Origin of the sequence: Bradyrhizobium sp. CCBAU 11386 (assembly GCF_028128955.1) — a bacterium.
GTDB lineage: Bacteria > Pseudomonadota > Alphaproteobacteria > Rhizobiales > Xanthobacteraceae > Bradyrhizobium.
The window spans coordinates 1-18,585 of sequence record NZ_LBKA01000209.1 but is presented as its reverse complement, the minus strand read 5'-3'; the positions used below and the strand labels follow the sequence as shown (position 1 = coordinate 18,585).

Below are 18,585 nucleotides of genomic sequence, written 5' to 3'. Positions count from 1 at the left end.
GCGTCAATGCCCATTCATACCGGAAACAAGGCGAAATGCTGTGCCGATTGACAGCAACCAGGGCCGCATGCGTGACTGATGCCGCTTCTTGACGCAGGTGGGTGACGGCGGTCCATATTCCTGTTATCCGGAATTGCGGTGGTGCGATGCGGACGAAGCATCGCTAAGCTGTTGGTCGGGCTTGCCGGAAGGGTTGTTTCTTGGCATAAGTACAACCTGTTCGGTTGAGCCGGGTGTGCTAACCCGCCGGGGGGCCCAGCCGAAAGTTCGTCCTCGCCATGGCACCCCGCTTATGGTGTTCGGCTCTCGAGTGGGACGATCAGGAAGACCGATGCTTGTCATAGGTGCGAGATGAAGAACCTCAATTTCGCGGCTGAACTGCACCTCAAGCTCGGCGCGCCTGCGAGCGGCACGGTCGAAAGCCTGCGCCTGCTCCGCGCTTTTTTGAAGCTCGCGCCTCGCCAGCGTTTCGAGGTCATCAAGCTCGTTGAAGACCTCGCCACCGAAGAAGCCCTTCCCGAACACCCCCTGTCCTGAGCCGGGCCGCACGTCTTACGCCTTTTCCTTCGTTTTCCTGCCCAAGCCGGACCGCCGGGGGAGGTTTGCCCCCAGGTTCGCCGCTGGAATGCGGTCCGGCAAGTGTGGTATTCAGCTAAGAAAAAGGGAGGAGTGTGACCATGAGCGAACCGAAGCTCGAAGTTCCGGCCGAACTGCGCGACTTGGCCGAGAAGACGATCGACCAGGCGGAAAAGGCATTCGGCATGTTTTTCGATGCCGCCACCAAATCGATGTCATCCGTTCCGGGAGCAGGGACGGAAGTGTCGAAGCAGGCGCTCGCTTTCACCGAGCAGAACATGAAGTCGGCGTTCGAGCATGCGCGCAAGCTCGTTCATGCCACCGACCTTCAGGAAGCGATGCGAATCCAGTCCGACTTTCTGCGCAGCCAGTTCACCAGCGCCGGAGACCACATGCGCCAGATGACCGGCAGTCTCATGCAGCCGGGCAAGGGCAAATCCTGATTCCCGGTCTGTCCGCCGCGTGCCTACAAATTGATCTTGCGCAGCATTGAGATCCGGATTTCGATGCTGGTGCAGGTCCATGATGGGCCACCGAATGGTTTCTCATTCGCCGTCCATCATCCTTTCTGCTGATCCCTGTCGGTCCTCCGGCAGGGATTTGCATTTTGTGACAAGTGTCGCGATCGGCCGGCGCCCTATGGACGCAGCGACCCGATATAGGCCGCGATGTCGCCGGCCTCGGTCCGGCTCAAGGGAAAGCTCGGCATCTTCGGATGCGGGTCGAGCAGGAAGAAGGCGAGCTTCTCCGGACTGAAGTCCGGCCGGCGCGCAACGGATGCGAAGGAAGGGACGTCGGCACTGGCTTCCGCCTGGCCATTGGCCACGACATGGCAACTTGCGCACCAGCGCTTGGCCAGGTCGGCACCGTGACCGGCATCGGCGGCGAGAGCGGATGAGGAACTCGAGGCCACGGCAAGCAGCAGGCAAATTCGTCTCAAATGCTGGTGCATCGGGCACCCCTCATGCGTTCGCTTGCGACCACCGTGCTCATCCGCAGCACGATCCCGGAAATTGGGAGAGATCGATGCGGGCGATGATCGACCGCAGCAGCCTGCGGACCGAACGATAGAGATGCCGCACGAATCCTGGCGTCCTTGTCGCGGGCAGGCCCAGCCGTTTCGTATCAAGGCTTTCGATGTAGTGCGACACGTGCCTCTCCGAGATTGTGAGACCCTGTCTATCGTGGCCGGCCCGGAGCCGCCTTGATCTGCCGCAAGGCGTCCCCGGCTAGTAGTCGCCGGGGTTCATGATCATCGGACTTTTCGTTTCGGCCGGCGCGAGCGCGCTGCTGGCGCTGTCGCGCAGGAAGCGGTCGAGCGTCGCCTGGATCTTCTCCTTGACCGCGTCGGGTCCGCGATCGCTCATCTCGATGTGCTGCGCACCGGTGTGGACGATGTCGATGCCACGCGCCTTGGCCTCATCCGGCGTCGGCAGCACGCCCGGGTCGGTCAGGAAATGCGGATCCTTCGAGCGGAACGACAGGATCTTCATGTTGTCGCTGAGCACGAAAGGCACCCGAAGATTGTCGAGTGTGATCACTTTCGACACCAGCTCCGGGTGTTGATGGGCGACATACATGGACACGTCGCCGCCGTTGGAATGACCGACGAGGGTGATGTGGTCGTAGTCGGCGTTCTCCTGCCGCCTCTTCAGTTCGCCCAGGGTGAAGAGGATATTGGCCTCGCAGCGGATATAGACTTCACGCCGGCCGACATATTGCTGGCCGACATGGGTCATTAGCGGCGGATCGCTGGGCAGGTCCTGCTGGATGCTGGCGACGAGATAGCCGCGCGCCGCGAGCGCGTTGGCGAGGAAGGAATACTCGGTGGCCTTGACGGTATTGCCGTTGCTGATGATGGCGAGCGGCAGCTTCCAGAGACCGAGATTGGCCTTGGTCTCGAAATCGCGCCGCACCGCGATTTCGACCGAGATTGGCCGCTGGCGCGAGGCATCGAACAGGGTCCAAACCTCATGGCGGATCGCGAACCGGCTGACGACGAAATATTCGCCGACGCCGAGGACGCAAAGAAACGCCAGAATTGCAAACACCCTCTTCATGGTTCCGTCCCAATCACTTTCGACTGAAAATGGTCATTGGAAGCCCCCGGATCGAGCGATCGTGAGCAGTTTACGGGATTAAATTTAGGCAAGTCTGTGAGCAAGGCCGCAAAAGGGCCGCATGCCGGGCATGCGGCATGAGGGCTTGGCAGCTAGAGGCAGCCGCTCCTGCCGCGTTCGGCGCAGAGCCGGAATGCGCTCGACAGCGTGAACAGGAAACGCGGGCTGCGGCGCTCGTTGTCCGGCGCCCGGTAGCTCAAGGGGACGGCCACGCCGAGATCGGCCTGGAGATCGTCCCACAGGAAGAACCGCGCGCCGGCTCCGGCTGATGTCAGCGACAGGCCGTCGCTCAGCCGGTAGCCGTCGTTCCAGACTGCGCCGGCGTCGCCGAAGGCATAGAGCTGGTAGCCGGTCCAGTAGCGGAAATTGAGCTTCTGGTCGAAGCGCAGCTCGAGCGAGCCGGCAAGGCCGTTGTCGCCGCTGATCTCGGCTGCGCCGTAGCCCCGGCCGAAGGCCGCGCCGCCGAGATAGAACTGCTGCGAGGTGAACAGCGGCCGCGATGCCGTCTGGCTCGCCGCCGAGAGCTTGAGCGACCAGGCGCCGTTGAGCGTCTGGTAGCGCGTGAACCAGAGGTTCAGCACCGAGAAGTTCGATGACGCACCGTCGCGCGACAACAGGTCGTCGTCGAAATGCGATGCGCCGAAGACGTCGAGGCCCTGACGATAGGTCAGCGTTGCGAAATTGGTGCCGCCGAAGCGGTCCTGGAGCCGGTAGTCGGCGGTCAGGCTCGCGGTCCGGATGTGGTCGTTGTACCAGGGGCCGTAAAGATCATGCTCGGACACGTTGCTGAAGGCGCCAGCCATGGTGAGTGTCAGTGCCGACGATTGCGACATGAAGGGCACGGTGCTTGCCCGTACCTCGAAAGCTTCGGTCGTGGTGATGTCGCTGTCGAGGCGGCGGGCATCGCCGGGCCGGACCGCGCTATAGAGGACGGACGCGCCGAGGCGCACGCCGTCGACGCCGATAGGCGCGTCGTAGGACAGTCGCGCAAAGCCGAGCTCGCGCGGATCGTTGGCAATGGTCGACAGGTTGACCGCCAGCGTGTCGCCGGGCGTGAGGTAGGAATTGAACGCGCCGGTCGCATAGGTCTGCCAAGGGCCGACCGAGGACGAGCCGAGATTGTCCAGGCCGAACGATGTGAACACGTGCCAGGTCTTCAAATAGACGGTGAGGCGGAAGCGGCCGGTGGCACCGCCGATCTCCTCCAACGCGGTATCGGTGATCCGGACGCCCGGCCTGCCGTTGATGAGGAAAAGCTGGCGTTCGAGCGTTGCCAGGCGCGATGGCTGCTCGGCCAGAACCGGCCCGAGCATCGGCCTCACGCCGAACTGCTCGGCGCCGTCGCCTTTCAGTTCGGCCTGCACGATGGCGCCCTCGATCACCTGGATCCGGACCATGCCGTCGGCAATGTCCTGCGGCGGCACGACGGCCCGGCTCAGATGGAATCCATCGGCGCGGTAGAGGTCGCTGATCGCGCCGGCGATCGCGGCGAGGTCCGCCTGTGAGACCTTCTTGCCGATATAAGGCTGATAGACCGCGGCGATGCGGTCACGGGAGACGATGTGGGCCCCGGTGACATTGATGCCGCGCAGCACGAACTGAGGCTTGGTATCGCCGCCGGTGTTGGGCTGGCTGACCGTCGGTAGCTTGACCGGAGGCCGGCTCAGCGTTTCCCGCTCGGTTTGGTTTTCAAAGTATTTCTCGGGCTGGCGCGGATCAAAACCCGGCTGGTTCGCCTGTTGTGCGAAGGATTGCGGAACTCCCGTGAAGATTGGTGCCAACAGCACCAACGCGGTAATGAGGAACCGCTTCTCAACACGCGCCGCGAACCCGTCTCCGTAGTTTGACGGAGATTTTCCCATAGGGCGGTAAGGGTTCGTTAGTCGCATGATTTTTCATAGTTTTTTATGGTCAATGATTGGTTAATGCGGCTGCTCGGCTCGCCAGTTCCCGCTAATTCTCTCTTGAGTGATTTCGGATACGCCTCCGGTCCGGCTGTAACGCGGACTGAGGATCGGCATGCTCGGCGGAATTGGAATGCGGTGCGCCTTCGCGGCGGTGCTGACCCTGGGAATGGCTTCCGGTGCACTCGCTGCGGAGGATGGCGTCTGGTCGGTCAGCAAAGCCGCCGGCGAGGTCTGGGTCGCCACCAACGGCGCGCAGCAGGTGTCGTTGAATCAGCAGGAGGCGCTCAAGCCCGGCGACACCATTCGCACCGGACGTAACGGGCGCGTGCTGCTTGTCCGTGGTGAGGAAACGATACTGATCTCTCCCAACTCGGTGGTCGGCTTGCCGGCGGAGAAGAAGGACGGCCTCTCGACCACCATCATCCAGCAGGCAGGTTCGATCCTGCTCGAGGTGGAGAAGCGCAACGTCAAGCATTTCGAGGTCGAGACGCCCTATCTCGCCGCCGTGGTCAAGGGAACGCAGTTCAGCGTCACCGTGAATGCGGGCAGCACCAGGGTCGGCGTGCTCCGTGGCCAGGTCGAAGTCTCCGACTTCAAGACGGGACAGATTGCTCAGGTCATGCCCGGACAAGTGGCCACTGCCTTTGAGCATGGCAAGCCCGGCCTCAGCCTGAGCGGTGCGGGGACGTTCAACCCGATCGAACATGGCAAACCGCGCGCCTCGACGATCGAGCGAATTCCCGTGCCGAAATCGGGACTGTCGGCGCCGCGTAATGCGGCGAGCGGCCATGCGATCCATGCGCTCGGTCCGATCGACAAGGGGACCAAGGCAAACGGTGCGCCGAAGCCGTCGGATCGGACGGCCGGAGGTCAGCCACCCAGGGCCGGCGTCGTGCGCATCTCGAGCTCGCTCGGCGAGGTCAAGCTGAACGTCCATAAGGTCACGCACGGGCTCGCCCACGACGCAATTGCGCCGGGGCGCGTGCGCAACGCGAACGCGAGCACCGGTACCGAGACGGTCTGGAGCGATACGAAGGCGAGCACGACGACCACGGCTGCCAGCAGCTCCGCCGTAACGGCGGCCACCTCGTCGTCAAGTGCGACGACGACCGTTGCGACCACCGCTGGGTCGACCTTCGATGCGTCCGGAGGAGGCCCCGGAAAGGGAAGCAACGGGAATAGCAAGGACAACAACGGTAACGACAACAACGGTGCCACCGGTAACGGCAAAGGCAACAATGGCGGCGGTAACGGCAGCAACGGCCACGGAAGTGCCTACGGTCACAACAGACGCTGAGGCGATTTCCTAGGGGAAGAGGGGGCGCACTCGCCGAAGCGGGTGTGCAGGAGGATCGGGTGAAACGCTATCGGCCGCATATTCTTGTCGTGATCGCGCTGGCGGTCGTGCTGTCCACGGGATGGCATGGTGCGCTTCGCAACGCGCTCACCGATCTGCGGTTCGCCTGGCAATCGCGTGCCGCCAGCGGCAATGTCGTCGTGGTGGCCATCGACGCGCCCTCGATCGACCAGATCGGGGTATGGCCCTGGCCGCGCCGGCTCCACGCGGAGCTGTTGCACAAACTCGAAAGTGCCGGCGCGCAGGACGTGGCCTTCGATGTCGATTTCAGCACGCCGTCGGATCCGGCCTCCGACGAGGCGTTCGTCAAGGCGCTTCGAGCGGTCGGCGGCTCGACGATCCTGCCGTCCTTCAAGCAGCCAGCGCCGAATGGTGGCGCGCCTCACGTCAATCGCCCCCTGAAGCCGTTCGGCAACCAGTCGTGGCCCGCCGTCGTCAATGTCGCGGTTGAATCCGACGGACTCGTTCGCCGTTATCCGGTCGGCGAGAAGCTCGGCGACGCATTGATGCCGTCGATGGCCGTCGTGCTGGCTGGGCAGGACGCTAATCGGCGGTCCCCCTTCCTTATCGACTTCAGTATTCGAGCGGCCTCCATTCCGCGTGTCTCCTATGCCGACGTGCTGCACGGCGATACCGCCACACTCGACAAGCTGAGAGACAAGAAGATCATCGTCGGTGCGACTGCGCTCGAGCTGGGTGACCGGTTCAGCGTTCCAAATGGCGGCATCGTCTCGGGGCCCGTCCTGCAGGCGCTGGCGGCGGAATCGATCCTCCAGCACCGGATGCTGCGCTGGACGTCCGATGCCGGCATGATCCTCGGCCTGGGTGTGATCTGCCTGCTGATGATGTATTCGTGGCGCCGGTTGGCATCGGGATATCGCGTTGCGGTCCTCATCGCCGCCGGGGCGGCGGTCGAACTGACCGCGGCCCTTGTGCAGGCAAGATGGCCCTTCGTCGTCGACACATCGCTGTTCCACATCGCGATCATCGCTTATCTGACGGCGATCGCGCTTGACGAGATCGATTTCCGCGGTCTCCTGGGACGCATCGCCGAGAGCCGCTTTCATCGCATCGCCATGTCGCTCGGCGACGGTCTCGTCTGCACCGACGCGGCTCACCGGATCACGGTCTGGAATCCCGGCGCGAGCGCGATCTTCGGCTATATGCCGGCCGAGATCATCGGCCGCCCGTTCGACACGCTGTGCGCCGCGCCGGCGGACGGCGCCGCAAGGCCGTCCATGCACGATGCCGCGCGCCAGGCACTCCTCGTCCCCGGCGGGGCGGTCGTCGTCGAGTTCGAGGGCCGGCGCAAGAACGGTGAAACCTTCCCCGTCGAAGCGAGCTTCTCGGGCTGGCAGGGAACGGACGGCTTCCAGTATGGAGCGATCCTGCGCGACATCTCGGTCCGCAAGCGCGAGGTCGAACGCGTCAGATATCTCGCCGAACACGACGCGCTGACCGGTCTTGCCAACCGCAACATGCTGCATGCCGGCCTTACCGGTCTGATCGCCGCGGCAGAGCGGCGGTCTTCGGACGTTGCGCTGCTCGTGCTGGGGCTCGACGGCTTCCAGCAGATCAACGACATGCTTGGACATTCGGCCGGCGACCTCGTGCTGCGGGCCGTCGCCGAGCGGCTCCGGACCGAAGCCGATGGCAAAGCGGTCGTCGCCCGGCTCAGCGGCGACGAATTCGCCATTGCGCTCGATTGCGCGGAGGCTGGCGAACCGATTGTGGAATTCGCCGAGCGGATCGCGCTTGCGTTCGAAGCGCCGCTTGCAACGGGCACACGGCAGCACCGCGTCCGGATCAGCATCGGCGTCGCCGTCTATCCCGACGGCGGACACAACGCGGACGACCTCCTGAGCAACGGCCATCTCGCGCTGAGCCGCGCCAAGGCGACGCGACGCGGCAGCCACGTGATCTTCGAGAGTGCGATCAGGCAGGAGCTGGAGAACCGCTTGACGCTTGAGAGCGAGCTGGCGCTTGCCGCGGACCACGGTGAGTTCGAACTGTTCTACCAGCCTCAGGTTCGCCTGGTCGACGGCGGCCTGGTCGGGGCGGAAGCGCTCATCCGTTGGCGGCATCCCGTGCGCGGCTACGTCTCCCCCGGGGAGTTCATGCCGGTGGTCAATACCTCAGCGCTGTCCGAGCGGATCGCGAACTGGGTGATGGAGACGGCCTGCCGCCAGGCGCGTGCATGGGAATTGTCCGGCAACAGCGTGCGCGTCGCGATCAACCTCTCGCCGTCGCAGCTGCACTCCGGCGATCTCGCGCATGCGGTTGCGGCCTTGCTCGACGCGACGGGGCTGACGCCGGCGCTGCTCGAGCTTGAAGTCACAGAGGACATCCTGCTCCATGACGAGGGCCGCGTGCTCGACATGTTCAAGCGGATCCAGGAGCTCGGCGTCCGCGTCCTGTTCGACGATTTCGGCACCGGCTACGCAAGCCTCAGCTATCTGAAGAAATTTCCGCTCGACGGCCTCAAGATCGACCGGTCGTTCGTGCTCGATCTGCTCACCGATTCCGACGATGCCGCGATCGTCGGTTCGACCATCGGCCTCAGCAAGCAGCTCGGGCTCACCGTCGTGGCCGAGGGTATCGAGAACCGGGCTACGGCCGATTTCCTCATCAGCATGGGATGCAAGGAAGGGCAGGGCTATTTCTTCGGTCGACCGATGCCCGCGGATGCCTTCGAGCGGCAGTTCCTGACGCAGCCCCAATCCGTCAGCGCGGCCTAGCTATCTCACGACACGCGGGCTTTGATTGCTAACGCCGGCGGGCGATGGCAACGCCGAACAGGAAGGCGACGAACAGGCTCGTGAGCGGCGCTTCACGCGTGATTGCGGCGACCGTCGAGAGTGGATTACCCGGCTTTCGAGCTTCGTCGATGACATGCGTCAAGCGGTCGACAGCGGCGCGCAAGCCTCCTGCGACCTCACCGATCGTGTGGGAGACGTCGGTCGCGGCGTCGATGGCGCGCTCGGCCATGCCGGGCTGGGACGGGGGCTGCGGAATTTCGGTGCTCAAATTCGCGAACTCCGCTCTTGACGAAGTGAATGAGGCCGGCACCTTTGGCTATCCGCGCGAGCGCTCGTTAGCGGGTCCGAAGACCTTTGGCTATCCGCGACAGGCGCCGTGATGTACGGCGGGTGCCGGCCTTGCAGGGGAAATGCGGGGCGCGGGATTTTGTTCCAGGACGATTTCTCGCGCGGCGTCCTTGCACCGGGAAATACCCGTGAAACGACGGGTCCGAATCTCTGTTAGGCTAGCACCACCTTGTGGATGTCAGGAGGCTGCCGTGACCGATCGGACCATGCCGGATCGAGCCCGGCGCATCGCCTTGCTCGGCGCGCCCATCGACATGGGGGCCTCGCAGCGCGGCACCCTGATGGGCCCGGCGGCGCTGCGCACCGCCGGCCTTGCGACGCTGCTCGAGAGCCTGGACTTCGAGGTCGTCGACTACGGCGATCTCTCCGTGGCCGAGGTCAGGGACCTCGCCGACAGGCCGCCCGAAAAAGCCAATCATTACCGCGAAATCCAGCGCTGGACACGCGTGCTGAGCCGCAGAGGTTATGAGATCGCGAAAACCGGTGCGCTCCCGATCTTCCTCGGCGGCGATCACACGCTGTCGATGGGCTCGGTCAATGCCATGGCGCGCCATTGGCAGGAGCGCGGACGCGAGCTGTTCGTGCTCTGGCTCGATGCGCATGCCGACTACAATACGCCGGAGACGACGATCACGGCGAACATGCATGGCATGTCGGCCGCGTTTCTGTGTGGCGAGCCGGGGCTCGACGGCCTGCTCGGCGATGACCCGCGTGCGTCGGTCGATCCTGACAGGCTCGATCTGTTCGGCGCGCGGTCAATCGACAAGCTCGAAAAGGAGTTGATGCGCGCACGCCGGATCAGGGTTGTCGACATGCGCCAGATCGACGAGTTCGGCGTCGCCGTGCTGATCCGCCGTGTCATCGAGCGGGTCAAGGCGAGCAATGGTGTGCTGCATGTCAGCTTCGATGTCGATTTCCTCGATCCATGCGTGGCGCCTGGGGTCGGCACCACGGTGCCGGGTGGTGCGACCTATCGCGAAGCACATCTGATCATGGAGCTGCTGCACGATTCCGGCGTGGTGGGGTCGGTCGACATCGTTGAGCTCAATCCATTCCTGGACGAACGTGGTCGAACCGCGCGCACCGCGGTCGAGCTGATCGGCAGCCTGTTCGGGCAGCAGATCACCGACCGGCCGACGCCAAGCAATGCGATCGCGCCGGGCGAGTGATGCGCGCGCCGCTTGTGCATTGCAAAGAAGGGAACTGCTGTCAGCGCGGGCGGATTTAGATCAGTCATGATCGAAATCGCCTGCTTTTGAAACAGCTGCGAATTGCAAATGCAGTTCGCGGAGGGTTTCATGCGGGTCGAGCTTCAGCCGAGGATCCGCAATGAGCAGCACGATCGATGCCGACGAAAAATCTGCGCCACCAACACGCCGGCGCTTCTTGCAAGGCGGCACTGCAGTGGCGAGCGGCGCCCTTCTTGGCACGGGTGCCGCTGCGGGCGCAGAGACGAATAACCTTCCTCCCAACATTCCCGAATGGATGCAGGCGCCGGGCGAGCCGATGGGAAGCCAGCCCTATGGGGCGCCTTCGCCGTTCGAGAAGGGGGTCGTCAAGAACATCTCGAAGGCTCTCAAGCAATATATCTCGGCGTCCAGCCGGACGCCCTTGCAGGAGCTCGACGGCATCATCACGCCGAACGGGCTGTTCTATGAGCGGCATCATGGCGGCGTCCCGACCATTGATCCGGCGCAGCATCGGCTGATGCTTCACGGCCTTGTCGAACGGCCCCTGATCTTCACCATCGACGATTTGAGGCGCTTCCCGTCGGAGTCGCGCATCCACTTTCTCGAATGCTCCGGCAATCCCGGTTACACCAAACCCTATGGCAAGACGGCATCGGACCTCGTCGGCCTGGTGAGCTGCGCCGAATGGACCGGCGTCAGCCTGAAGCTGGTGCTTCAGGAGGCGGGGTTGAAGCCGGAGGCCAAATGGGTGGTTGCCGAGGGCGCTGACGCGGCCGCGCTGACGCGCAGCATTCCGATCGAGAAATGCCTCGAGGACGCCATGCTGGTCTACAGCCAGAACGGCGAGCGGCTGCGCCCGCAGCAAGGGTATCCGCTGCGGCTGTTCCTGCCGGGCTTCGAAGGCAACATGAGCGTGAAATGGCTGCGCCGCCTGCATGTGACTGCCGAGCCCGTGTATTCGCGCGAGGAGACTTCGAAATACACCGATCTCCTGCCCGACGGCACGGCGCGGGAGTTCTCCTTCTACATGGAAGCGAAGTCGATCATCACCCGTCCATCCGGCGGTCAGCGCCTGAGCGCGCCCGGCTTCCACGAGGTCACCGGCATCGCCTGGAGCGGGCACGGCAAGATCGCCCGCGTCGAGGTGTCCGTCGACGATGGGAGGAGCTGGCAGGACGCGCGATTGCAAGAGCCGGTGCTGACGCGTGCCCTGACACGCTTCCGCTTGCCGTGGCAATGGGACGGCAAGCCCGCTGTGATCCAGAGCCGCGCCATTGACGAGACCGGCTATGTGCAGCCGACGCTGGCCGAACTGCTCGCAGTGCGCGGCGAGAATTATTTCTACCACAACAATGCGATCTGGCCCTGGCGCATCGCGGCGGACGGCGAGGTGACCAATGCGCTGGCGTGAGATTTGCGGCATCGTATTGGCAATCGTGCTGTGTGCCTTTGGGAGCGGAGCGCAGGCGCAAAGTCCTTATGGCATCGGTCGGCTGGCGACGCCCGCCGAGATCGCGGGTTGGAATATCGATATCGGGCGCGACGGCAGCAATCTGCCGAAGGGGAGCGGTTCAGTCAGCGGTGGCCGTGAAGTGTTCGCCCAACAATGTGCCTCGTGTCACGGCGAGAAAGGCGAGGGCGGCTTGGGTGATCGGCTTGTCGGCGGGCAAGGTACGATCGGAACGGCCAAGCCCATTCGCACTGTCGGCAGCTATTGGCCTTATGCGCCGACGCTGTTCGATTATATCCGTCGCGCCATGCCGCAGAACGCGCCGCAGTCACTGAGCGATGAGGATGTCTATGCGGTCTCGGCCTATGTCCTGAACCTGAACGGGCTGGTGGGAGCGGACGCGACGCTCGACGCGAAATCGCTTGCGGCCGTGAAGATGCCGAACCGCGACAAGTTTGTCGGCGATGCGCGGCCCGACGTCAAAAAGTGAACGGGCGCGGGGGGACGAGGTTCCCCGCTCTGGCTTGGAACTTGCTTCGGCGAAGAGGGAACTCGCGGGACGTTATTGAATTAACCTGCGAGAGGAAAAAAGCACGGATCCTTTGATGGCAGCTGATCGCTTCGCTAACTCCATATCTACGGCGCTTCGCCATCCCGGCGTGATCGCGTTGATCGTGGCCGCCTTGACGATTGCTGCGATGCTGATCGTGGATCATGGGCCGTGGAGCCGGGCCAAGACGCAGCCGGCCCATGTCGCGATGTATGCAACCACAGGCGAGGCCGCACATGCCGCCGGCGCCAAGGTGCTTCCCACCGAACCGAAATCGCCGGTCGAGCCGGAGCGGCCGGGGCCGAAGACGTCGCCGACCGTCAATCCCGTGACGCCGTAGTTCTAGTCAGCTCTTGCGACCATAGTTGAGAAGCCCCCCGCTCGTCTTCGGTGGATGCGCGCGCAGCGCTTCTTCATTCGGCTCGGTGCCCCAGCCGGGCCGATCCGGAATGATCAGATGGCCATTCTGGATTTCCGGCTCGTGCGTGAACAGCTCGCGGTCCCAGGACAGGCGATCGATGTCGATCTCCATGATGCGCAGGTTCGGAACGGCCGCGCAGAAATGCGCGTTCATCATCGAGCAGAGATGGCCATAGAAGTTGTGCGGGGCGACGTTGACCTCGAACGCTTCTGCGGCGGCTGCGATCCTCATCGACTGCCAGACGCCATTCCAGGGCGTGTCGATGATCGCGACGTCCATCGCCTGCTCATGGAAATAGGGCAGGAATTCGCGCAGGCCCAGCAGGGTCTCGCAGGATGAGATCGGATGCGGGCTCTGCCTGCGGATGTAGCCGAGCGCTTCCGGATTGAAACTGTCGATCTCGATCCAGAACATGTCGAGGTCCGCGATGGTGCGCAGGATCTTCAGATAGCCCTCGGTCTTGGCGTTGAAGTTGCAGTCGAGCAGGAGGTCGACGTCGGGGCCCGCGCCGTCGCGGATCGCTTCCAGATGCATGCGCAGGTCGCGCAGGATCTTGCGGTCGACGTTGATCTCGGGCGCGAAAGGCGAGCCGAAGCCGGGCCGCCAGCCGGTCGGCTTGCCGTCATCGTAGGAGAAGATGTTGGTCTTGAGCGCGGTGAACTTCTTCTCGCGCACCTCGCGGCCCATCGCCTTGACGCCGTCGAGGCTTTCGATCGGCGGCTTGTACCAGGACGGATGATTGATCCGCCACGTCGCGCAATGCGACCAATACACCCGGACGCGGTCACGGATTTTGCCGCCGAGCAGCTCGTAGCAGGGCACGCCGAGAGACTTCGCCTTGGCATCGAGCAGGGCGTTCTCGATCGCCCCGAGCGCTTGCGCCACCACCCCGCCGGCGGCGGGACGCGTGGCGGCGAACAGCTCGGCGTAGATGCGCTCATGCTGGAAGATATTCTGCCCGATGATGCGGGTGGACAGGCGCTGGATCGCCGCGCCAACACCGGGTGAGCCAAAGCCTTCATCGAACTCGCTCCAGCCGACGACGCCGTCGTCGGTCGTCAGCTTGACGAAGTGGTAGTTTCTCCAGCCGGCATCGCAGGCGAGGATTTCAATGCTTGTTGCTTTTGATGATTTGGTCATATCGCTCCCTGTCGTCTGGTCGGGCTTCTTTTCTTGTGGCCAATCGCAGGCCCGACCCTGGCCAACTGTTAAGCCAACAACGGACCGGCGTGAAGCCCGCAGCAGGTGGGGACAGCTATGATCTGCTTTCGATAGACCAGTTCTTCATCAGCGTGCCGGCCGTGTTTGCGGCCTTCATCGTCGCATCGCGGATTTCGGCGGCATTGTCGCCGGTCTAGTCAGCCCATCGCCGACGAGCCGAGCAGAGCGAGGACGGCCAGCGCCATCAGCGCGGTGCCGAGCCAGCCCAGCGCGACCAGCCACGACCGGGCCCTGAAACTGCCCATGATCGCACGGCTCGAGACGATCAGCATCATCATCGCCATGATCGGAACGGCGACGATGCCGTTGAGCACGGCACTCCAGACCAGCATGTGGATCGAGTCGATGCCGGTGAAGCCGAGGCCGAAGCCGATCGCGGCCGCGGCCGCGATGATGGTGTAGAAGCCGGCGGCCTCGTCGGGCTTTGCCTCGAGCGTGGCACGCCAGCCGAAGATTTCCGCGACACCGTAAGCAGCCGAACCCGCCAGCACCGGGATCGCGAGCAGGCCCGTGCCGATGATGCCGAGCGCGAACAAAGCGAAGGTGAAGTCGCCGGCGAGCGGCCGCAGCGCCTCGGCGGCTTCGGTCGCCGAATTGATGTGGGTGACGCCGTTGGCGTTCAGCACGGCGGCCGTGGTCAGGATGATGAAGAAGGCGATGCCGTTCGACAGCAGCATGCCGAGCGTGGTGTCGGCCTTGATGCGCGCGATTTCAGGGGCGCCGCCGCGCCGCGTCTCCTCGCGCAACGGCTGGTCGCGCTTCCCCTGGTTCATCTCCTCGACTTCCTGCGAGGCCTGCCAGAAGAACAGATAGGGGCTGATGGTGGTGCCGAGCACGGCGACCACCATCATGAAATAGTCGGCGCTGACATTCGCCTTCGGCCACACCGCGGCGAGCAGCGCGGTGCTCCACGGGATCTCCACGGTGAAGGCGGTCGCGACATAGGCGAACAGCGCAAGGGTGAGGAATTTCAGCACCGGCGAATAGCGGCGATAGGGCAGGAACACCTGGAGCAGGGTCGAGCCCGCCGCGAAGATCAGCGCGTGCTCGTGGTTGAGACCGCCGATGACGAGCGAGAGCGCCTCGGCCATCGCGGCGATGTCGGCGGCGATGTTGAATGTGTTCGCGGCGACGAGCATGGCGACGAGCGCCAGCACCGCCCAGCGCGGCGCGATCCGCACCACGTTGGCGGCAAGCCCTTTTCCGGTGACCCGGCCGATCTGCGCGCTGACGAGTTGAATGGCGATCATGAACGGCGTGGTCAGAAACACCGTCCACAACAGCCCGTAGCCGAATTGCGCGCCGGCCTGCGAATAGGTGGCGATGCCGGAGGGATCGTCGTCCGCCGCCCCGGTGACGAGGCCGGGGCCCAGTCGTTGCAGCAGCATCGGTCCCGGCTTCGTCGGTGCGTCGGCGCTGTCGTGCCTGGCGGGGCGGTGTTTCAGGGCGGACCTTCCGGAATTGCGAATCCAGGTCTTAAGAATCCAGGTCTTAAGCGCGTTCATGGCCGCAAAGTTCCTGCACGACCAGCGTCGCCGGCGGGCTGACGCCTTCCCCGGCGATCTACGCAGCCCTTGCGAACGGCACGTTTAGGTTGTAGGGAGCGCGATGAACCATGATCCGGTGCCCACGAAGGTCGATCCCCTGAAGGCTGAGCAGGCTGTTGCTCTCGACCGTGACGGTTATCTCCTGCTGCGCGGCGCAGTCCCCGCGGCGTGGCGCGATGCGTTGCGCGCGGCTTTCGATTCCGGCGTGGGGACAGGCGACCAATGGGCCGCCCCCCGGGGCGCCGGCTGGCGCCACGCCCTCGTCGATCTCGATCCGACGGTGCAGCGGATCTGCCGCCTGCCATCGCTGCTGGCGGCGGCGGCGCAGATGCTGGGTGGTCCCTTCTTCCTCTCCCAGGTCGAGGGCCGCGAGCCGCTGCCGGGCGGCGGCCACCAGCCCCTTCATCGCGATGGCGCCGGCATGAAGGCCGTCGCCGCCCTGGTCTTCCTCGACGCTTACGGGCCGGACAACGGCGCCACGCGCGTGGTCCCGCGTCATCTCGACCGCGGCGCGCCCGACGAGACCCTGTCGCTCATTACGGCCGGCGAGGCGGGGGATATCCTGGTGTTCGACGCCGATCTGCCGCATGGGGCGACCTGCAACCGCTCCGGCGCGCGGCGGCGTTCGCTGTTGCTGAGCTTCATGCCGGAAGGCGTTCGGGCGACCGTGGAGGCCAGTCGGGCGGTCCGCAACGTGCGCATGGACACCGGCGAGGTGTTTATTCCCTTTGAGCGATAATTCCGGATGCGGAGGAACGCCGCTTCATCGCGCATGTTGACTTCGTGGCGACGGAATCTTCGCGAGGAGCGGGACAGTCACCATCGCGACGACGGCGGTGTTATGCCCGCCTTGTCGCGGTTCGGCCCCATCCTCTCACCAGCAGAGACACACATGAACAGGTCCAGGCCGGTCTATTTTCGCAATTCGCTCGACTTGAGGGACAAGGTGCAGGTCAAGACCCTGCGCAAGCGCCTCAAGCTGTCGCCCGATCAGTTCGCCGATGCGCTTCGGAAATCAGGCAACTCGATCTCGGCTCTCGTCAAGGAAGCGTCCGCTGCGAGACCCGTCAAGCTGGAGGCGTAAGCCGCCGGCCGGATTTGGGAACAGCGTGCCGATGACGACGTTTCCGTTTTCAGGAAGCTGAGGAATTGGCCGATGGACAATCTGACGAAGCGCGAGCAGCCGGACCGCAGCAAGATCAACATGGACGAGGCCTTCGAGGTCAAATACTGGACCCATGCGCTCGGCGTGTCGAAGGAGGAGCTGCAAAAGGCCGTCGAAAAGGTCGGCAATTCGGCCGCGGCCGTCCGCAAGGAGCTCGCGGTGTAGCCGATACAACCGGAGGGTATCATGGGCCTGGAAGCAGTCTTCTTCATCGGCGCCTTCGTCCTGCTGGTGGCGCTGATCTATGGCGTGTTGCGCAACCGCTACCGCAGCCGCACCGAGCGGCATGTCGCCGACAGCATCGTGCGCGAGCGCTATGAGAACAACGAGACGTGAGACGGCGTCCGGCTACTTGATGCTGACGAACATGCCCCAGGCCGCGGCCAGCGCCGCGCCGGCGAAGACGACCACCGGATTGTCGCAGAACGCGCCGCCGTAGCGGCACACGTCCGCGCCGAACTGGCCGAGCTCGTGATGGCTCGCGGAGTAGAACAGTCCCGACAACCCCAGCAATGCGGCGGCGACGTAGTACATCGGCGATCTCTCCGAACCTTTCCGGTTGCGCCCTCGTGGGAGGGCATGTCCCAGCCTGACGCGAACAGATTTCATTCCGCCAAATCCGATTTGCTGCATTTAAATAAAGTTTGCTCCGTCGGGCAAAACACTGGCATGATGGCAGCATCGGGCATTTCCAGAGAGCCCCGGCATATCTCGGCCCTTGAATGCTTCTTGGAACGCCGATTGGAGGAACGCCTGCCCGCAGATTTCTGCGGCACTGCCTCGCGAGCGGCCGATCTTCACGCTTTCGGCTTCGAAGGTCTAGGTCCGCCGATGCGCATGGAGGTCTTAGCCATGAGGATTTCTTCAGCGCTTTTCGTCCTTTCGCTGACGTCGCTTGCTTCAGCGGGGGCGCCTGCACAAAGCCAAGACGGCCCGCCGCCATGGGCCTATCCGGTAAACCCGCCGAATTTTCAACGCGCCCCCGACGACGGCACGATCCGGCGAGTCCCTGACAGCGCCGCCGGTTTTACGCTCACGCAACTGCGCGATCTGTTCGCCGCTCCCGACTGGCATCCCGAAGACCATCCGGCTATGCCAGAGATCGTCGCAAAGGGGAGAAAGCCTGACGTGCTCGCGTGCGGCGTCTGCCACCGGGCAGACGGACCGGGCGGCCCTGAGAATGCCAGCCTGTTTGGCTTCTCCGCGGAATACATCATCCAGCAAACGGTGGAGTTCAAGACGCACCTGCGTACGAATTCGGTGCCCCGCATCGCCACCGACCTGATGATCAAGACGTCCAAGGCCATCACCGATCAGGAACTCAAGGAGGCCGCGAACTATTTTGCGTCAATCAAACCGAGATCGAACATTGCGGTCGTAGAAACCGACACCGTTCCGAAGACACATGTCAGGGACTTGTTCCTGGCGCCGATGGATGGCGGCGAGAAAGAGCCCATCGGCCAGCGCATCATCGAGATTCCGGAAAACGTTGAACACTTTGTCAGCCGGGACTCGCGCGCTCGTTTCATCGCCTATGTCCCGGTTGGCAGCATTCAGAAAGGGCGGGCGTTGGCAGCGAGCAGCGACCTCCGCGTCCAGTGCGCCGCTTGTCATGGTGCCGACCTCAAAGGGACTGCCGTGGCGCCAGGGATTGCGGCCCGTTCGCCCACGTACATGTTCCGTCAGCTTTACGACTTCAAGTCGGGCGCGCGGAAGGGCGCCAATAGCGACCTCATGAAACCGGCTGTTGAAAACCTCAGCATCGACGACATGATCGCGCTCGTCGCCTATACGGCGTCGCTCATACCTTAACGTTTCTTGGCTGCTCGCACGAGCACGAGCCCGTTGTCGTTGTTCGGCTCGGAGCGCGGTCTCTTTGAACGTCGGCTGATGGCCCATCGCGTCAGTTGGTCCGATGCAGCGGTTTGTCTGGAGTTGGGGGTAAAGCCGACCTGCCGGCTGAGCGCCCGGACT

21 protein-coding genes are annotated in these 18,585 nt (G+C 63.9%); 14 read left to right on the top strand and 7 right to left on the bottom strand.

Annotated elements, in window-relative coordinates:
• Positions 1-351: 351 nt before the first annotated feature.
• Entirely contained in the window at positions 352-537 is a 186-nt protein-coding gene (locus tag XI09_RS16355; RefSeq protein ID WP_007601490.1) for a hypothetical protein, read from the top strand.
• A gap of 140 nt (positions 538-677) precedes the next feature.
• Positions 678-1,019, top strand: a complete 342-nt coding sequence (locus tag XI09_RS16350) for a phasin (protein WP_271567729.1) — start codon at positions 678-680, stop codon at positions 1,017-1,019.
• A 194-nt stretch (positions 1,020-1,213) separates the two neighbouring features.
• Here the strand turns inward: XI09_RS16350 and XI09_RS16345 are convergent, their stop codons facing one another.
• The 3 genes from XI09_RS16345 to XI09_RS16335 all read right to left on the bottom strand — a co-directional run bounded on the left by XI09_RS16345 (position 1,214) and on the right by XI09_RS16335 (position 4,585).
• Positions 1,214-1,528: a c-type cytochrome gene (locus XI09_RS16345; RefSeq protein ID WP_027545890.1), complete on the bottom strand. Its 315-nt coding sequence runs from the start codon at positions 1,526-1,528 to the stop codon at positions 1,214-1,216.
• Positions 1,529-1,805: 277 nt separating this feature from the next.
• Positions 1,806-2,636, bottom strand: a complete 831-nt coding sequence (locus tag XI09_RS16340) for an alpha/beta fold hydrolase (RefSeq protein ID WP_271567728.1) — start codon at positions 2,634-2,636, stop codon at positions 1,806-1,808.
• 152 nt (positions 2,637-2,788) lie between these two features.
• Positions 2,789-4,585, bottom strand: a complete 1,797-nt coding sequence (locus XI09_RS16335; protein WP_271567727.1) for a ShlB/FhaC/HecB family hemolysin secretion/activation protein — start codon at positions 4,583-4,585, stop codon at positions 2,789-2,791.
• Positions 4,586-4,715: 130 nt separating this feature from the next.
• Here XI09_RS16335 and XI09_RS16330 point away from each other — a divergent pair, with 130 nt between their 5' ends.
• On the top strand, positions 4,716-5,900 hold the full coding sequence (locus XI09_RS16330) for a FecR family protein (RefSeq protein ID WP_271567726.1): 1,185 nt from the start codon (positions 4,716-4,718) through the stop codon (positions 5,898-5,900).
• A gap of 59 nt (positions 5,901-5,959) precedes the next feature.
• Positions 5,960-8,698, top strand: a complete 2,739-nt coding sequence (locus XI09_RS16325; RefSeq protein ID WP_271567725.1) for an EAL domain-containing protein — start codon at positions 5,960-5,962, stop codon at positions 8,696-8,698.
• Between the two features lie 28 nt (positions 8,699-8,726).
• Here XI09_RS16325 and XI09_RS16320 read toward each other — a convergent pair whose 3' ends face one another.
• Positions 8,727-8,987 carry a hypothetical protein gene (locus XI09_RS16320; protein WP_271567724.1) on the bottom strand — a complete coding sequence of 87 codons (261 nt, stop codon included), beginning with the start codon at positions 8,985-8,987 and terminating at the stop codon, positions 8,727-8,729.
• 271 nt (positions 8,988-9,258) lie between these two features.
• On the opposite strand from XI09_RS16320, the gene rocF reads away from it, so the two are divergent.
• From rocF to XI09_RS16300, 4 genes are all read left to right on the top strand, one after another.
• Positions 9,259-10,236 carry an arginase gene (rocF, locus tag XI09_RS16315; RefSeq protein WP_271567723.1) on the top strand — a complete coding sequence of 326 codons (978 nt, stop codon included), beginning with the start codon at positions 9,259-9,261 and terminating at the stop codon, positions 10,234-10,236.
• 160 nt (positions 10,237-10,396) lie between these two features.
• Entirely contained in the window at positions 10,397-11,668 is a 1,272-nt protein-coding gene (gene soxC, locus XI09_RS16310; RefSeq protein WP_271567722.1) for a sulfite dehydrogenase, read from the top strand.
• Positions 11,655-12,197, top strand: coding sequence for a c-type cytochrome (locus tag XI09_RS16305; protein ID WP_271567721.1), 543 nt, complete (start codon positions 11,655-11,657; stop codon positions 12,195-12,197). The genes soxC and XI09_RS16305 overlap by 14 nt, the downstream gene beginning before the upstream one ends.
• Before the next feature lie 115 nt (positions 12,198-12,312).
• Positions 12,313-12,597, top strand: a complete 285-nt coding sequence (locus XI09_RS16300) for a hypothetical protein (protein ID WP_271567720.1) — start codon at positions 12,313-12,315, stop codon at positions 12,595-12,597.
• 6 nt (positions 12,598-12,603) lie between these two features.
• Here the strand turns inward: XI09_RS16300 and XI09_RS16295 are convergent, their stop codons facing one another.
• Positions 12,604-13,818, bottom strand: coding sequence for a mandelate racemase/muconate lactonizing enzyme family protein (locus XI09_RS16295; protein ID WP_271567719.1), 1,215 nt, complete (start codon positions 13,816-13,818; stop codon positions 12,604-12,606).
• A gap of 89 nt (positions 13,819-13,907) precedes the next feature.
• Between XI09_RS16295 and XI09_RS16290 the strand changes: the two genes are divergently transcribed.
• Complete coding sequence (locus XI09_RS16290) at positions 13,908-14,036, top strand: hypothetical protein (protein WP_271567718.1); 129 nt, start codon at positions 13,908-13,910, stop codon at positions 14,034-14,036.
• Here XI09_RS16290 and XI09_RS16285 read toward each other — a convergent pair whose 3' ends face one another.
• Positions 14,037-15,287 carry an NRAMP family divalent metal transporter gene (locus XI09_RS16285; RefSeq protein WP_271567748.1) on the bottom strand — a complete coding sequence of 417 codons (1,251 nt, stop codon included), beginning with the start codon at positions 15,285-15,287 and terminating at the stop codon, positions 14,037-14,039. It abuts the gene before it with no gap.
• Positions 15,288-15,507: 220 nt separating this feature from the next.
• On the opposite strand from XI09_RS16285, the gene XI09_RS16280 reads away from it, so the two are divergent.
• The 4 genes from XI09_RS16280 to XI09_RS16265 all read left to right on the top strand — a co-directional run bounded on the left by XI09_RS16280 (position 15,508) and on the right by XI09_RS16265 (position 16,947).
• Positions 15,508-16,185 (top strand): phytanoyl-CoA dioxygenase family protein, encoded by a 678-nt coding sequence (locus tag XI09_RS16280; protein WP_271567717.1) that lies wholly within the window; start codon positions 15,508-15,510, stop codon positions 16,183-16,185.
• A gap of 153 nt (positions 16,186-16,338) precedes the next feature.
• The gene (locus XI09_RS16275) at positions 16,339-16,530 is read left to right on the top strand and encodes a DUF3606 domain-containing protein (RefSeq protein WP_271567716.1); all 192 of its coding nucleotides are present in this window, start codon (positions 16,339-16,341) and stop codon (positions 16,528-16,530) included.
• Positions 16,531-16,602: 72 nt separating this feature from the next.
• Positions 16,603-16,776 carry a DUF3606 domain-containing protein gene (locus tag XI09_RS16270; protein ID WP_271567715.1) on the top strand — a complete coding sequence of 58 codons (174 nt, stop codon included), beginning with the start codon at positions 16,603-16,605 and terminating at the stop codon, positions 16,774-16,776.
• A gap of 21 nt (positions 16,777-16,797) precedes the next feature.
• Positions 16,798-16,947, top strand: coding sequence for a hypothetical protein (locus tag XI09_RS16265; RefSeq protein WP_271567714.1), 150 nt, complete (start codon positions 16,798-16,800; stop codon positions 16,945-16,947).
• Between the two features lie 12 nt (positions 16,948-16,959).
• Here the strand turns inward: XI09_RS16265 and XI09_RS16260 are convergent, their stop codons facing one another.
• The gene (locus XI09_RS16260; RefSeq protein WP_271567713.1) at positions 16,960-17,145 is read right to left on the bottom strand and encodes a hypothetical protein; all 186 of its coding nucleotides are present in this window, start codon (positions 17,143-17,145) and stop codon (positions 16,960-16,962) included.
• A 45-nt stretch (positions 17,146-17,190) separates the two neighbouring features.
• Here XI09_RS16260 and XI09_RS16255 point away from each other — a divergent pair, with 45 nt between their 5' ends.
• Complete coding sequence (locus tag XI09_RS16255; protein ID WP_271567712.1) at positions 17,191-18,423, top strand: c-type cytochrome; 1,233 nt, start codon at positions 17,191-17,193, stop codon at positions 18,421-18,423.
• Positions 18,424-18,585 lie beyond the last annotated feature (162 nt).

What these genes read in the sequence shown, in the direction of transcription:
- XI09_RS16355 (WP_007601490.1), top strand. Translation starts at nt 352, where the DNA reads ATGAAGAACCTCAATTTCGCGGCTGAACTGCACCTCAAGCTCGGCGCG.
- XI09_RS16350 (WP_271567729.1), top strand. Translation starts at nt 678, where the DNA reads ATGAGCGAACCGAAGCTCGAAGTTCCGGCCGAACTGCGCGACTTGGCC.
- XI09_RS16345 (WP_027545890.1), bottom strand. Translation starts at nt 1,528, where the DNA reads ATGCACCAGCATTTGAGACGAATTTGCCTGCTGCTTGCCGTGGCCTCG.
- XI09_RS16340 (WP_271567728.1), bottom strand. Translation starts at nt 2,636, where the DNA reads ATGAAGAGGGTGTTTGCAATTCTGGCGTTTCTTTGCGTCCTCGGCGTC.
- XI09_RS16335 (WP_271567727.1), bottom strand. Translation starts at nt 4,585, where the DNA reads ATGCGACTAACGAACCCTTACCGCCCTATGGGAAAATCTCCGTCAAAC.
- XI09_RS16330 (WP_271567726.1), top strand. Translation starts at nt 4,716, where the DNA reads ATGCTCGGCGGAATTGGAATGCGGTGCGCCTTCGCGGCGGTGCTGACC.
- soxC (WP_271567722.1), top strand. Translation starts at nt 10,397, where the DNA reads ATGAGCAGCACGATCGATGCCGACGAAAAATCTGCGCCACCAACACGC.
- XI09_RS16305 (WP_271567721.1), top strand. Translation starts at nt 11,655, where the DNA reads ATGCGCTGGCGTGAGATTTGCGGCATCGTATTGGCAATCGTGCTGTGT.
- XI09_RS16300 (WP_271567720.1), top strand. Translation starts at nt 12,313, where the DNA reads ATGGCAGCTGATCGCTTCGCTAACTCCATATCTACGGCGCTTCGCCAT.
- XI09_RS16295 (WP_271567719.1), bottom strand. Translation starts at nt 13,818, where the DNA reads ATGACCAAATCATCAAAAGCAACAAGCATTGAAATCCTCGCCTGCGAT.
- XI09_RS16285 (WP_271567748.1), bottom strand. Translation starts at nt 15,287, where the DNA reads ATGCTGCTGCAACGACTGGGCCCCGGCCTCGTCACCGGGGCGGCGGAC.
- XI09_RS16280 (WP_271567717.1), top strand. Translation starts at nt 15,508, where the DNA reads ATGAACCATGATCCGGTGCCCACGAAGGTCGATCCCCTGAAGGCTGAG.
- XI09_RS16275 (WP_271567716.1), top strand. Translation starts at nt 16,339, where the DNA reads ATGAACAGGTCCAGGCCGGTCTATTTTCGCAATTCGCTCGACTTGAGG.
- XI09_RS16270 (WP_271567715.1), top strand. Translation starts at nt 16,603, where the DNA reads ATGGACAATCTGACGAAGCGCGAGCAGCCGGACCGCAGCAAGATCAAC.
- XI09_RS16265 (WP_271567714.1), top strand. Translation starts at nt 16,798, where the DNA reads ATGGGCCTGGAAGCAGTCTTCTTCATCGGCGCCTTCGTCCTGCTGGTG.
- XI09_RS16260 (WP_271567713.1), bottom strand. Translation starts at nt 17,145, where the DNA reads ATGTACTACGTCGCCGCCGCATTGCTGGGGTTGTCGGGACTGTTCTAC.
- XI09_RS16255 (WP_271567712.1), top strand. Translation starts at nt 17,191, where the DNA reads ATGTCCCAGCCTGACGCGAACAGATTTCATTCCGCCAAATCCGATTTG.